12 protein-coding genes are annotated in these 14038 nt (G+C 74.9%); 1 reads left to right on the forward strand and 11 read right to left on the reverse strand.

The genetic code is table 11. The annotated features are described in order from the left end of the window. Positions 1–63: 63 nt before the first annotated feature. From mnmA to ACI78Q_RS04980, 11 genes are all read right to left on the reverse strand, one after another. Complete coding sequence (gene mnmA, locus ACI78Q_RS04930; protein WP_456922201.1) at positions 64–1152, reverse strand: tRNA 2-thiouridine(34) synthase MnmA; 1089 nt, start codon at positions 1150–1152, stop codon at positions 64–66. Further along, positions 1152–2342, reverse strand: coding sequence for a cysteine desulfurase family protein (locus ACI78Q_RS04935; protein WP_456922202.1), 1191 nt, complete (start codon positions 2340–2342; stop codon positions 1152–1154). Before ACI78Q_RS04935 ends, mnmA begins: the two co-directional genes overlap by 1 nt. Continuing rightward, positions 2339–3733 carry an MFS transporter gene (locus ACI78Q_RS04940; protein ID WP_456922203.1) on the reverse strand — a complete coding sequence of 465 codons (1395 nt, stop codon included), beginning with the start codon at positions 3731–3733 and terminating at the stop codon, positions 2339–2341. The genes ACI78Q_RS04935 and ACI78Q_RS04940 overlap by 4 nt, the downstream gene beginning before the upstream one ends. A 149-nt stretch (positions 3734–3882) precedes the next feature. After that, entirely contained in the window at positions 3883–4848 is a 966-nt protein-coding gene (locus tag ACI78Q_RS04945) for an electron transfer flavoprotein subunit alpha/FixB family protein (RefSeq protein WP_456922204.1), read from the reverse strand. A 42-nt stretch (positions 4849–4890) separates the two neighbouring features. Beyond that, positions 4891–5670: an electron transfer flavoprotein subunit beta/FixA family protein gene (locus tag ACI78Q_RS04950; RefSeq protein WP_456922205.1), complete on the reverse strand. Its 780-nt coding sequence runs from the start codon at positions 5668–5670 to the stop codon at positions 4891–4893. A 116-nt stretch (positions 5671–5786) separates the two neighbouring features. Next, on the reverse strand, positions 5787–6923 hold the full coding sequence (locus tag ACI78Q_RS04955) for an ABC transporter ATP-binding protein (RefSeq protein ID WP_456922206.1): 1137 nt from the start codon (positions 6921–6923) through the stop codon (positions 5787–5789). Beyond that, on the reverse strand, positions 6920–7801 hold the full coding sequence (locus ACI78Q_RS04960; RefSeq protein ID WP_456922207.1) for an ABC transporter permease subunit: 882 nt from the start codon (positions 7799–7801) through the stop codon (positions 6920–6922). The genes ACI78Q_RS04955 and ACI78Q_RS04960 overlap by 4 nt, the downstream gene beginning before the upstream one ends. After that, positions 7798–8754, reverse strand: a complete 957-nt coding sequence (locus tag ACI78Q_RS04965; protein ID WP_456922208.1) for an ABC transporter permease — start codon at positions 8752–8754, stop codon at positions 7798–7800. The genes ACI78Q_RS04960 and ACI78Q_RS04965 overlap by 4 nt, the downstream gene beginning before the upstream one ends. After that, positions 8730–9857, reverse strand: coding sequence for an extracellular solute-binding protein (locus ACI78Q_RS04970; RefSeq protein ID WP_456922209.1), 1128 nt, complete (start codon positions 9855–9857; stop codon positions 8730–8732). The genes ACI78Q_RS04965 and ACI78Q_RS04970 overlap by 25 nt, the downstream gene beginning before the upstream one ends. Positions 9858–10010: 153 nt before the next feature. After that, positions 10011–10796 (reverse strand): enoyl-CoA hydratase/isomerase family protein, encoded by a 786-nt coding sequence (locus tag ACI78Q_RS04975; RefSeq protein ID WP_456922210.1) that lies wholly within the window; start codon positions 10794–10796, stop codon positions 10011–10013. Positions 10797–10862: 66 nt separating this feature from the next. Then, complete coding sequence (locus tag ACI78Q_RS04980) at positions 10863–11654, reverse strand: ABC transporter ATP-binding protein (RefSeq protein WP_456922211.1); 792 nt, start codon at positions 11652–11654, stop codon at positions 10863–10865. A gap of 74 nt (positions 11655–11728) precedes the next feature. On the opposite strand from ACI78Q_RS04980, the gene glgX reads away from it, so the two are divergent. After that, the gene (gene glgX, locus ACI78Q_RS04985; RefSeq protein ID WP_456922212.1) at positions 11729–13867 is read left to right on the forward strand and encodes a glycogen debranching protein GlgX; all 2139 of its coding nucleotides are present in this window, start codon (positions 11729–11731) and stop codon (positions 13865–13867) included. Positions 13868–14038: the final 171 nt, after the last annotated feature.

Here is a 14038-nt window from a genome sequence, read left to right on the forward strand (position 1 = left end):
GGCACCGACGCTAGTCGCGCGGGCGCCGGCGACTCGCAGGGGCGTCCCCGCGTCCAGGGACGCTCAGGCGAGGACGGGCCGGCCGGCGGAGACGACGGTCCCCTGGCCCAGCACGAGGTCGCCCCGCTCGGCGTCGGGCGCGTACAGCACCGCCGACTGCCCCGGCGCCACGCCGCGCTGCTCGGCGCCCAGCCGCAGCACCAGCCCGCCACCCTCGGCCGCGGTCACCACGCAGGGCACGGGGGTGCCGTGCGCACGCAGCTGCACCTCGGCCTCGAACGGCAGCCGCGGTGCCGGACCGGCCCAGGTGGGTTCGGCGGTGCGCACCTCGGTCACACCGGTCAGCTCCGCGGTCCCGATGGTGACCGTGCGGGTCACCGGCTCGATGCCGAGCACGTAGCGCGGACGGGAGTCACCGACGTCGACACCGAGGCCGCGGCGCTGCCCGACGGTGAAGCCGTAGGTGCCGCCGTGCTCCCCCACCGTCGCCCCGGTGGCGGCGTCGACGACCGGCCCGGGCCGGTGCCCGAGCCGCCGGGCCAGGAAGCCGCGGGTGTCCCCGTCGGGGATGAAGCAGATGTCGTGCGAGTCGGCCTTGGTGGCGACGGCGAAGCCCCGCTCCGCGGCGATCTCCCGGACCCGCTGCTTGGTCATCGACCCGAGCGGGAAGCGCGCGCCGGCCAGCTGCTCCGCGGTCAGGACGGCGAGGACGTAGGACTGGTCCTTGGCCGCGTCGACGGAGCGCCGCAGCTGCCCGCCGTCCAGCCGGGCGTGGTGGCCGGTGACGACGGCGTCGAAGCCCAGGGCCCGCGCCCGGTCCAGCACCGCGGCGAACTTGATCTTCTCGTTGCAGCGCAGGCACGGGTTCGGCGTCCGGCCGGCCGCGTACTCGGCCACGAAGTCCTCGACGACGTCCTCGGTGAACCGCTCGGCGAGGTCCCAGACGTAGAACGGGATGCCCAGCTCGTCGGCGACGCGGCGGGCGTCGTGGGCGTCCTCGACGCTGCAGCAGCCCCGGGCGCCGCTGCGCAGCGTCTGCCGGTCCGGGGACAGCGCCAGGTGCACCCCGGTGACGTCGTGGCCGGCGTCGACGGCCAGCGCCGCGGCGACCGCCGAGTCCACGCCGCCGCTCATGGCGGCGAGCAGGCGCACTACCGCCGTCCCATCCCGGCCCGCCGGGCGCGCTCCACCACCGGCCCGATCACCTCGAGCACGGCGTCGACGTCGGCGTCCACCGAGGTGTGGCCGAAGGAGAACCGCAGCGAGCTGCGGGCGCGGTCGGCGTCGGCACCCACGGCGAGCAGCACGTGGCTGGGCCGTGCCACCCCGGCGCTGCAGGCCGAGCCGGTGGAGCACTCCACGCCGCGCGCGTCCAGCAGCATGAGCAGGGCGTCGCCCTCGGCCCCGGGGAAGGACAGGTGCGCGTTGCCCGGGAGGCGGCCGGGCCCGCCGGCGACGACGTCGTCGAGCGGGGGGCCGTTGAGCTGGACGTCGGGCACCTGCGCGATCACCCCGGCGACCAGCCGGTCGCGCAGGGCCGCGACGCGGGCGGTCCGCTCTCCACGGGTCGCCACGGCCGCCGTCGTCGCCACCTGCAGGCCGACGATCGCGGCCACGTCCAGCGTGCCGGACCGCACGTCGCGCTCCTGGCCGCCGCCGTGCAGCAGCGGCGTGCACTCGGCGTCCCGGCGCAGCAGGAGCACCCCGGCACCCATGGGGCCGCCCAGCTTGTGGCCGGTCATGGTCAGCGCGTCGACGCCGCTGGCGGCGAAGTCCACCGGCACCTGGCCGACGGCCTGCACGGCGTCGGTGTGCAGCGGCACCCCCACGGCGTGCGCCACCTCGGCGAGGGCGGTGAGGTCGCTGACCGCGCCGATCTCGTTGTTGGCCCACATGACGCTGGCCAGCGCGACGTCCTCCCCCGTCCCGAGCGCTTCGCCCAGCGAGCCGGGGGTGACGCGGCCGGTGGGCTCCACCGGCAGCCAGGTGATGTCGGCGCCGTCGTGCTTGGCCAGCCACTCGACGCTGTCGAGGACGGCGTGGTGCTCGGCCGGGCTGACCACGATGCGCCGGCGGCGGGAGTCGGCGTCGCGGCGGGCCCAGAACAGCCCCTTGACGGCGAGGTTGTCGCTCTCGGTGCCGCCGCCGGTGAACAGGACCTCCGAGGGGCGGGCGCCGAGCGCCTCGGCCAGCCGCTCGCGGGCCTGTTCCGCGGAGCGGCGCGCGGCGCGGCCGCTGGCGTGCAGCGAGGAGGCGTTGCCGACCCGGCCCAGCTGCTCGGTCATCGCAGCCAGGACCTCGGGCAGCATCGGCGTGGTCGCCGCGTGGTCCAGGTAGGTCATGACGCCGCCAATGTAGTCGTGGGCGCGGCGGCGCCCTCCTCGGCGGGGGCGGCCGCCCGCGGGGCGACGACCGCGCCGAGCAGCGCCAGGCCGGTGAGCACCGCCGCGGCGACGGCGACCGCACCGGGCAGCGGCAGCAGCGCCGCGGTGGCCGCGGCGACGAGCACGCCGACCAGCCCGACGCAGAGGGCCGACCCGGTGACGTCGGCGATCTGGAAGGCCGCGGAGTCCGCGCCCCGCCGGTGCTCCGGCGACTGCGCGAGCAGCAGCACACCGACACTGGGCATGCCCAGCCCCATGCCGAGCCCGGCCACCGCCCACGTCGCGTAGGCCGGCCACCCGCCCAGCCCCGGGACGGCGACGAGCGCGCTGGCGCCGACGCCCGCGGCCAGCAGCACGAAGCCGACCCGCAGGAGGCGGCCCCGGGACACCGCCGGGTGGCGCCCCTGCAGGTGGGACGCGGTGGCCCAGCCGACGGCGCCGGCGGTCAGCGGGAGGCCGGCGGCGGCCGGGGTGAAGCCGTGCAGCTGGGTGAGGGCCAGGGGCAGCAGGACGTCCATCCCGAAGAACGCCCCCGCCAGCAGCCCGCGGGCGCCGATGACGGCCGGCAGCCCGGCCCGCGCGCGTACCACCCCGGCGGGCAGCAGCCGCCGCAGGCCGAGCGCGAGCGCGAGCAGGCCACCACCGGCCAGGGCCACGGCGGCGAGGTCCAGCCGCTGGCCGGCCACCTGCAGGGCGCCGATCCCGAGCCCGGCGAGCGCCGCCCAGGCCGGGCGCGCCACCCCTCCGGGCGCCCCGGGCGACGTCGGCGCGCCCAGGCCGCGCAGCGCCGGCAGGACCAGCAGCACGCTGACCGTGACCAGGGGCAGCAGCCCGAGGAAGACCCAGCGCCAGCCGGCGTGCGAGGTGACCAGCCCGGCGACCACCGGTCCCACCAGCGCCGGGAGCACCCAGGCGGCCGAGATCGCACCGAACAGGCGGGGCCGCAGCGACGCGTCGTAGGCCTGCCCGGCGACGACGTAGAGCGAGACCGCGATCAGCCCCCCGCCGAGACCCTGCACGGCCCGGGCGGCCACCAGCAGCCCCATGGTCCCGGCCAGGCCCGCGGCCAGCAGCCCGGCGCCGAACACCGCGACGCCCGCGCCCAGCGCCGCGCGGGGGCCCCGCCGGTCGCCGAGGTCGCCGCCCACGACCATCCCGATGACCGAGGCCACGAGGTAGGCACTGAACGGCCAGCCGTACCAGGCCAGCCCGTCGAGCTCGGCGACCACGGTGGGCATCGCCGTCCCGACGGCCATCGCCTCGAACGCGACCAGGGTGACCAGGAGGAGCAGTCCGGACGTCGGCAGCCGGTGCCGACGGTCGAACAGCCCAGCCCCTGCCGCCGCCACGTCCACCTCCCCGCCAACCGTCGCCCGCGGCGACGTCTTCCCACTCCGGACACGCGTCGGGCGCCGGCCCCGGGAAGGGGTCGGCGCCCGACCGGTCCCGTCCCGAGGCTCGCGCCGAGCGGAGCGAGGCGTGAGGACGGGGCCCTCTCTCAGCCCTTGCGGGCGGTGATGAGCTCGGTCGCCGCGGGGACGACGGTGTTCAGGTCGCCCACGATGCCGAAGTCGGCCAGCTCGAAGATCGGGGCCTCGGGGTCCTTGTTGACCGCGACGATGGTCTTCGACGTCTGCATGCCGGCCCGGTGCTGGATGGCCCCCGAGATGCCGACGGCGATGTAGAGCTGCGGGGAGACGGTCTTGCCGGTCTGCCCGACCTGGAAGGTGTGCGGGTAGAAGCCGGAGTCCACCGCGGCCCGCGACGCACCGACGGCGGCGCCGAGCGAGTCGGCCAGGCCCTCGATGATCGAGAAGTTCTCCGCGCTGGCCACACCCCGGCCGCCGGACACCACGATCGCGGCCTCGGTCAGCTCCGGGCGCGAGGACTTCTGCTCCACCACCCGGTCCACCACGCGCGTGGCCCGCGCCGCGTCCGACAGCTGCACCGCCACGGTCTCCTCGGCGGCGGCCGCCGGCGCCGGGGTCGGAGTGACCGAGTTGCCGCGCACCGTGTAGATCGGGGTGCCGGCGGTGACGCGCGCGTGCACGACCGTGGCCCCGGCGAACGCGGCCTGGGTGGCGGTGCCGTCAGGCGCGATCTCGGTGACGTCGGTGAGGAAGCCGCTGCCGGTCTTCACCGCCAGCCGCGCGGCGACCTCCTTGCCCTCCGGGGAGGAGGGGATGACGACGGCGGCCGGGGACACCTGCGCCACCAGCTGCGCCAGGATCTCGGCCTTGGGCGCGACGAGGTACTGCTCGATCTCGTCGGACTCGGCGACGTAGACCTTCGCCGCGCCGTACTCGGCCAGCTGCGCCTTGGCCTCCGCCGCCGAGCCGGGGGCGCCGGCGACGACCGCCGACGGCTCACCGAGCGCGCGGGCCGCGGTCAGCGCCTCCAGGGTGGTCTTGCGGACGCCGCCGCCGGCCGGGTTCAGCTCGACCAGGACCAGGACCTCTGCCATGACTGCTCTCGTCTCCTCGTGCGGGTGTCGGTCTGGGCCGGGTCAGACGATCTTCTGGGCGGCGAGGTAGTCGACCAGCTTCTGGCCGCCGTCGCCCTCGTCGGGGACCTTCACGCCCTCGCCCTTGGGCGGGCGGCCGGCGAAGTCGAGCACCTGGCTGGTCGCCGAGCCCGCACCCACCGCGCCGGCGTCGATGCCCAGGTCGGCCAGCGTCTTCTTCTCCACCGGCTTCTTCTTCGCGGCCATGATCCCCTTGAAGGAGGGGTACCGCGGCTCGTTGATGGTGTCCCAGGTGGACACGATGGCCGGCAGCGGCGCCTCCAGCGCCCAGTAGCCGCCGTCGGTCTGCCGCTCCACCTTGGCCACCCCGCCGTCGACGGTGAGCTTGCGCGCACCCGACAGCTGCGGCAGGCCCAGCCGCTCGGCCAGCAGCGCCGGCATCACCGACATCTGGCTGTCAGTGGCCTCCGCCCCGCACAGCACGAGGTCGTACTCCAGCTGCGACAGCGCCGCGGCCAGCACCGCGGAGGTCTGCACCGCGTCCGACCCGTGGATCGCCTCGTCGGAGACGTGCACCGCCCGGTCGGCGCCCATCGACAGCGCCTTGCGGATGGCGTCGGCGGCCGAGTCCGGCCCCACGGTGAGGACGGTGACCTCGCCGCCCTGGGCCTCCTTGAGCTGCAGGGCCTCCTCCAGGGCGTACTCGTCGATCTCGTTGAGCACGTTGTCCGCACTGCCCCGGGCGACGGTGTTGTCCGCCGGGTCCAGGGTGCGCTCGCTCCCGGAATCGGGGACCTGCTTGACCAGAACGACGATGTTCATCGTCAGACCTACCTCCGCGCTGGGGTCAGGGGTCGCGGGCCGGCGCCCGCCTCGCTCCGATAGTGGAGGTTACCGCCGGGTAACGGAGACGCCCTGCCTGGCTCCGGTGACCCCCGTCACGCCGTCCGCTCGCCGCCGGAGGCGTCGTCCGACAGCTCCGGACCGATCGGGGCCACGAGCACCGGACGCTCGGCCGGGGTCACCGTGACCGTGGCGCCGGGGACGAGGTCGGCGCTCTCGGCGCTGGCCACGTCGACCGCCACCTCGAGGTCCCCGGGCAGGGCGACGGCCAGGCGCGTGGTGGCGCCGGAGAACGTGCGCGTCACGACCCGGCCGTCCCCGGACGGGTCGGCGCGGACGGCGAGGGACTCCGGCCGCACCAGCGCGACCAGCGGGGCCGCGGGCAGTGCCCCGGACACCGGCCGCCGGACGCCGAGCAGCCGCACTGCCCCGTCGACCGGCTCGGCGGGCACCCGGTTCATCGTGCCGACGAACTCGGCGACGAACGCCGTCGCGGGCCGCTCGTAGAGGTCGTCGGGCGAGGCCACCTGCTCGAGCCGGCCCTGGCGCAGGACCCCGACGCGGTCGGCCACCGACAGCGCCTCGGCCTGGTCGTGGGTCACGAAGACGGTGGTGATCCCCAGCTCGAGCTGGATGCGGCGGATCTCCTCGCGCAGCTGCACCCGCACCTGCGCGTCCAGGGCCGACAGCGGCTCGTCGAGCAGCAGCACCTGCGGGGCGACGGCCAGCGCCCGGGCCAGGGCCACCCGCTGCTGCTGACCGCCGGACAGCTGGTGCGGGTAGTGGCCCCCCCGGTCGGCCAGCCCGACGAGCTCGAGCAGCTCGGCGGCCCGCCGCCGCTGCTCGGCCCGGCCCCGCCGGCGCACCCGCAGGCCGAAGCCGACGTTGTCGGCCACGGTCAGGTTGGGGAACAGGCTGTAGGCCTGGAACACCATCCCCGTGTCCCGCTTGCTGGCCGGGACGCCGGTGACGTCGCGGCCGTCGAGCAGCACCCGCCCGGCGTCGGGCCGCTCGAACCCGGCGATGGCCCGCAGCGCCGTCGTCTTGCCACACCCGGACGGGCCCAGCAGGGCGAGGAACTCCCCGCCGCGGACGTCGAGGTCGAGCCCGTCGAGGGCCAGGACGGAGCCGTACCGGCGGGTGATGCCGTCGAGCCGGACGGCGACGCCGGGGCGCTCGCGCAGGTCGGCCGGGGCCGCGGCGGCACGGGCCGGGACCGGGGTGGTCGTCATGCGGACTCCTTCCCCGTCCGCCGGCGGTCCAGCGCGGAGATCAGCAGCAACAGCACCCAGGTCAGCACCAGGGAGAGCACCGAGACCGCCACCGACAGCTGCGGCTGGGACCCGGAGATCTCCAGGATCCACGTCGGGAAGGTCCGGAAGCCCAGGATCTGGGCGATGGTGAACTCCCCCAGCACCAGGGCGAGGGTCAGGAACGAGGCGTTGAGCACCGACGTGCGCAGCACCGGCAGCACGACGGACACCAGCACCCGCGGCCACGAGGCGCCGAGGTTGCGGGCGGCCTCGGTGAGCGTGCGCAGGTCGGTACCGCGCAGGCCGGCGTCCAGCGCGCGGTAGACGAACGGCAGCGCCAGGACGACGTAGACGAGGACGAGGATCCACGGCAGCGACGGGCGCTGGAGGGCGAAGAACGCCTCGGCCAGCGGGGTGCCGAAGAAGTGGTCGGGCGCCCAGGCCAGCACGCTGCGCACCCCGACGACCAGCGCGATCGGCGGCAGCACCAGCGGCAGCAGGGTGAGCAGCTCCACCGTCGTCCGCAGGCGGGGCAGGCGCAGCTCGACGAGGACGACGGTCGGCACCATGAGCAGCAGCGACAGCAGCACGGTGAGCACCGCGATGGTCAGCGAGCGGCCGAAGGTCTCGGCGAACCCCTCGGCGCCCGGGATGCTCGTGTAGTTCTCCGCCGTCAGCCCACCGGTGCCGCGGTCGCGGACGGTGAACCACAGCGAGGCGCCGATCGGCACCAGGAAGTACAGGCCGGAGAGAGCGAGGACTCCCCAGCGCCAGGCACCGCCCCCACGACGGCCGTGGCGGACGGGCGTCTCCGGCGCGACACCGCCCGCGCCGGTCACCGTCGACAGCGAGGTCACGACAGCCACCGCTGCGTGCGGCGCTGCACCCAGGCGTAGAACGCCATGACCAGGCCGATGAGCACGACCATGCCCAGCGCCAGCGCCTTGCCGAGGTTCTCCGAGCCGACGACGACGTTGCTGGAGAGGGCGTCGGCGATCTGCAGGGTGACCAGCGGGATGCTGCTGCCCACCAGCGCACGGGCGGTGGCGTAGGCGGCGAAGGCCGAGGCGAACAGCAGCATGGTCGCGCCGATGACCGGTGGCGCGAGCACCGGTCCGCCGACGTACCGCCAGTACTGCCAGCCGCTGGCCCCCAGGTTGTCCGCGGCCTCCCGCCACTGCGGGCGCAGCGCCTCCAGCGCGGGGGTGATGGTCAGGACCATGAGCGGCACCAGGAAGTACAGGTAGACCAGCGCCAGCCCCGCCATCGAGTAGAGCGAGAAGCCCGGCAGGCCCAGGGTGTCGGTGAGCAGCGCCGTCACCACCCCCGCGTTGCCGATCGTGGCGATGAAGGCGAAGGCCAGCGGGATGCCGCCGAAGTTGGCCAGCACGCCCGAGGCGGTGAGCACCAGCCGGCGCAGCACGCGGCCGCGGCGGGTCCGCAGCACCGCGATCGCCAGGACGAGCCCGAGGACCGCGCCCAGCACGGCGGTGATCGCCGACAGCTGCAGGCTGCCGACGTAGGCGCGCCGGTAGGCGCCCCCGGTGATCGTGGCGAGGTTGGCCGCCGACCAGTCCTCCTCGAAGGTCACCGGGTCGGTGACCCGGAACGCCTCCACCCCCAGGACGACCACCGGCAGCACGAGGAAGACCGCGACGTACAGGAAGAACGGGACGGCGCCGAGCCAGACCAGCACCCCGCCGCGGCCGCGGCCGCCCCGGCGCGGCCGGTCCGGGGCGGCGGCCCGCGCGCCGCCGTCCCGGACCGGGGTGTCCGCTGCGGTGCTCAGCCGGAGATCTCCGCGTTCCACCGCTCGGCGACCACCTGCTGCGCGGCGGTCTCCTGCTCCTGCGTCGGGAACTCCGCGGTGCCCTCGACCGGCGGCAGCGCCGACAGGGCGTCGGCGTCGACCGTGCCGGCCTCCTGCATCACGGGCAGGCGCACCGGGCGGGCGCCGCCGTTCAGCCAGATGTTCTGCCCCTCGTCGCTGTAGAGGAACTCCTGCCACAGCCGCGCGGCGGCCGGGTGCGGGGCGAACCTGCTGATGGCCTGGCTGTAGTAGCCGCCGAACAGCCCGTCGGTCGGGACGGCGACCTGCCACTGGGCGCCCTGCGCGGTGAGGTCGTCGGTCAGGGCGGCGTTGTTGTAGTCCCAGTCGATGGAGATCGGGGTCTCGCCGCTGAGGATCGTGGCCGGGGTGATCTCGACCGGGTTCCAGTTGCCGGCGTCCTTCACCTGGCCGAAGAAGTCGATGCCCGGGCCGATGTCGTCGAGGTCGCCGCCGTTGGCCAGGGCGGCGGCCCACACCCCGGCGAAGGCGGCCGCGGCCTGCGTCGGGTTGCCGTTGAGCGCCACCTGGCCGGCGTACCGCGGGTCCAGCAGCTCGGCGAAGGTCGCCGGGCACTGCGCGACCACGGTGGCGTTGCAGCCGATCGAGATGTAGCCGCCGTAGTCGTTGTACCAGTGGCCCTCGGGGTCCTTCTGGTCCTCGGGGATGTCGTCCCAGGTCTGCACCCGGTACGGGGCGAGCAGGTCCTGGGCCTGGGCCTGGCGGGCGAAGGCCGTGCCCAGGTCGAGCACGTCGGGCGCGCGGTCCTGGCCGCGCTGGCTGGTGACCGCGTTGAGCTCGTCCTGGCTGGAGCCGTCGGGCAGGGCGCTGACGACCTCGATGTCGTACTTCTCGCTGAAGGTGTCGATCATCTCGCCGTAGTTGGCCCACTCCGGCGGGAGTGCGATGACGTTGAGCGTGCCCTCGGCCTGCGCGGCCTCGACCAGGGCGTCGAGGTCCCCGAAGTCCTGCAGCGAGGTGGCGCTCGCCGCGTCGCTGTCCGAGCCGCCGCCGGAGCCCTCGTCGCCACCCCCGCACGCGGCCAGGACCAGGGCGGCGGTGGCCAGGGTGGCCGCCGTCCGCACGGTGGATCGTCTGCTCGGGGCGCTGCGCTGCACTGCTGTCCTCCAGGGGTGGATCCGTGGCCTGCCGGGATGGTGGCAGACAGCGGCCGCCCGGGCCGGTCGCGGACGCCGACGGCGGGTGTCGATCCGGGGAACGGCCGGGGTCGGCCCTGCTCAGCGGCCGGTGAACGTCGCCTTGCCGGGGCCGTTCTCGAGGAAGGAGCGCATGCCGGCCTTCTGGTCCTCGGTGTCGAAGAGCCCGGCGAACAGCTGGCTCTCCAGGGCCAGCCCCTCGGCGAGCGTGCGGTCCAGCCCCTCGTCGATGGCGCGCTTGGCGGCGGCCAGCGCCAGCGGCGGCCCCGCGGCGAACTTGCGGGCCATCGCCACGGCGGTGGAGTACACCTCGTCGTCGGGGACGACGGCGTCGGCGAGCCCGATCTCCAGCGCCTCCTCCGCCCCCACGTGCCGGCCGGTGAAGACGAGGTCCTTGGCCTTCGCGGGGCCGACCAGGCGCGCCAGCCGCTGGGTGCCGCCCGCACCGGGGATGACGCCGAGCAGGATCTCCGGCTGGCCGACCTTCGCCCCCGCGCCCATGACCCGGAAGTCGGCGCACAGGGCGAGCTCGTAGCCGCCGCCGAGGGCGTAGCCGGTGATCGCGGCGATGACCGGCTTGGGGATCTGCTGCACCGTGGTGAACGAGTCGGTGAGCTCCCGGCCCCACGCGACCATGCCCCGGCCGTCCAGCTGGGACATGGCCTTGATGTCGGCGCCGGCGGCGAAGACCCTCTCCCCGCCGTAGATCACCACCGCGCGGACGTCCTCGCGCGCGCCGGCCTCGATGGCGGCGGCGCGCACCTCCCGGTGCAGCTGCTCGTCGATCGCGTTCATCTTCGGACGGTCGAGGCGGATCGTGCCCACCCCGTCCGCCACCTGCAGGGTCACGAACTCCGGCGCTGCCATGGCGGACCTCCAAGGGGGTGGACGACGTCGTCGCCGCACCCTAGAGGACCCCCTGCCCGCCCTCTCTCAGGCGGCGCGGCGGGCGGTCCAGCGGCCGTCGGACCGCTCCACCGTCAGTGCCACCCCGAAGGTGTCCGACAGCGTCTGCCGGGTCAGCACCTGCTCGACCGGCCCGCCGGCCACGACCTCGCCGCCGCGCAGCAGCAGGGCGTGGGTGTAGCCGGGCGGGATCTCCTCGACGTGGTGGGTGACCAGCACCTGCGCCGGGGCGAACAGGTACGTGGCGAGGTCGGCCAGCCGGCTGACGAGGTCCTCCCGGCCGCCGAGGTCCAACCCCGCGCCGGGCTCGTCGAGCAGCAGCAGCTCGGGGTCGGGCATGAGCGCGCGGGCGATCTGCACCCGCTTGCGCTCGCCCTCGCTCAGGGTGCCGAACGGGCGGTGCGCCAGCGGGGAGACGCCCCACTGCTGCATGAGCAGCGCCGCGCGGGTCAGGTCGTGGACGTCGTAGCGCTCCCGCCATCGGCCGACCACGGCGTACCCGGCGGACAGGACGATGTCGCCGGTCCGTTCCGTCGGCGAGATGCGCTGGGCCAGCGCGGCACTGGTCAGCCCGATCCGGGGCCGCAGCTCGAAGACGTCGACCGCGCCGAGGGTCTCCCCCAGCAGCTGCACGGTGCCCCGCGTCGGGTGCATGTGGGCGGCGGCCAGCTGCAACAGCGTCGTCTTCCCCGCGCCGTTGGGGCCCAGCACCACCCAGCGCTGGTCCGCCTCGACCGTCCAGTCGATCCCGCGCAGCAGGTACGCCTGCCCCCGGACGACGTCCACCCCGTGCATCTCGACGACCGGCTCGCTCGACACGCCCCCATCCAACCAACCCGCCCGGATCGACCGCCCTCCACCCGCTGACGGCGTCGAGTTGGCACCATCACACCGTGCTCAGCAGCGCGGACGACGCGGAGGTCTGGCCCGGCTCCTTCACACCGCTGGGGGCGCACTGGGACGGCACCGGCACCAACTTCGCCCTCTGGTCGGCCGGCGCGAACGCGGTGGACCTCTGCCTGTTCGACGACGACGGCACCGAGCACCGCCACCGGCTGCAGGAGACCACCCACCAGGTGTGGCACGGCCGGCTGCCAGGGATCGCCCCCGGCCGGCGCTACGGCTACCGCGTCCACGGCGGCTACGACCCCGGCTCGGGATCGCGGTACAACCCGGCCAAGCTGCTGCTGGACCCCTACGCCCGCGCGGTGGACGGCGACCTGACGCTCCACCCGGCCCTGTTCGGCTACGTGGAGTCCGCGCCCGACACGCCGCTCCCCGACCCGCACGACTCCGCGCCCTACGTGCCCCGCGGGGTCGTCGTCCACGACTCGTTCCCGTGGGACGGCGACCGGCCGCCGGCCACGCCGTGGTCGGACACCGTCATCTACGAGGTGCACGTCAAGGGCGCGACCATGCGCCACCCCGACGTGCCGCCGGCGCTGCGCGGCACCTACGCGGGCCTGGCACACCCGGCGTTCGTCGCGCACCTGAAGGCCCTCGGGGTGACCGCCGTCGAACTGCTCCCGGTGCACCACTTCGTCAGCGAACCGCACCTGCTCCGCCGCGGGCTGACCAACTACTGGGGCTACAACACCCTCGGCTACTTCGCCCCGCACGCCGCCTACAGCTCGGCCGGGTCCGGCGGGCGGCAGGTGACCGAGTTCAAGGCGATGGTCAAGGCGCTGCACGCCGCCGGCATCGAGGTGATCCTCGACGTCGTCTACAACCACACCGCCGAGGGCGACCACACCGGCCCGACCCTGTCGTTCAAGGGCATCGACAACGGCGGCTACTACCGGCTCGGCGGGGAGGACCCCTCCCGCTACACCGACTACACCGGCTGCGGGAACACCCTCGACGTCCGCCGTCCGCCGGTGCTGGCGCTGCTCATGGACTCGCTGCGCTACTGGGTCACCGAGATGCACGTCGACGGCTTCCGGTTCGACCTCGCCGCGGCGCTGGCCCGCTCCATGCACGACGTGGACCGGCTGTCGGCGTTCTTCGACGTCGTCCACCAGGACCCGGTGGTCAGCCGGGTGAAGCTGATCGCCGAGCCCTGGGACGTCGGCGAGGGCGGCTACCAGGTCGGCAACTTCCCGCCGCTGTGGACCGAGTGGAACGGCAAGTACCGCGACACCGTGCGGGACGTGTGGTCGGGGGCGCACGTGGGGGTGCGGGACCTCGCCTACCGGCTCACCGGCTCCTCCGACCTCTACCGCTCCGACGGCCGGCGGCCGTTCGCCAGCATCAACTTCGTCACCGCCCACGACGGCTTCACCCTCGCCGACCTGGTCACCTACCAGCGCAAGCGCAACGAGGCCAACGGCGAGGACAACCGGGACGGCGAGAGCCACAACCGGAACTGGAACTGCGGCGTCGAGGGCCCCACCGACGACCCGCAGGTGCGCGAGCTCCGCGCCCGGCAGGTGCGCAACCACCTGGCCACGCTGCTGCTGTCGACCGGCGTCCCGATGCTCACCGCCGGCGACGAGCTCGGCCGCACCCAGCAGGGCAACAACAACGCCTACTGCCAGGACAACGAGATCTCCTGGATCGACTGGGACGCCGTCGACGAGGACCTGCTCGCCTTCGTCGCGCGCATCGTCGCCCTGCGCCGGTCCTCTCCCGTGCTGCGGCAGGAGGCGTTCTTCGAGGGCCACGAGATCCCCGGCACCGGCGGCACCCGCGACCTCGCCTGGTTCGCCCCCGGGGGCGAGCAGCTGACCACCGCGGACTGGTTCGACACCGGGCTGCAGACCATCGGCATGTACCTGGACGGGCGCGGCATCCGGCACCGGGACGAGCGCGGCCGGCCCGTGCAGGACGACTCGTACCTGCTGCAGGTCCACGCCGGGCCGGAGCCGGTCACCGTCAGGCTGCCGGGGCCGCCGTGGTCGGACGGCTACGAGTTCGTCGTCTCCACGGAGTTCCCGACCGGCGTGCCACCGCGGCCGGCGATCGTCGCGCCGGGCCCGCTGGAGCTGCCCGCGCGCAGCCTCGCGCTGCTGCGGGTCCTCCGCCGCCCCTGACGGGTCGCTGTTGCGGCGTTCTCCGCCCTCCTGCGGTGCTGCGACACCGCGGGAGCGGGCGCAACACCGCGGGAGCGCGGGCTCAAGGGTCGGCTGAGCCGTTGCGGGCGGTTCTCGTGCAGTGCCGTTCCTGTGGGCCCGGCGACGCCCGAGGAACGCCGGCAGTGCGCA

This window comes from Geodermatophilus sp. SYSU D00705, from assembly GCF_054050135.1.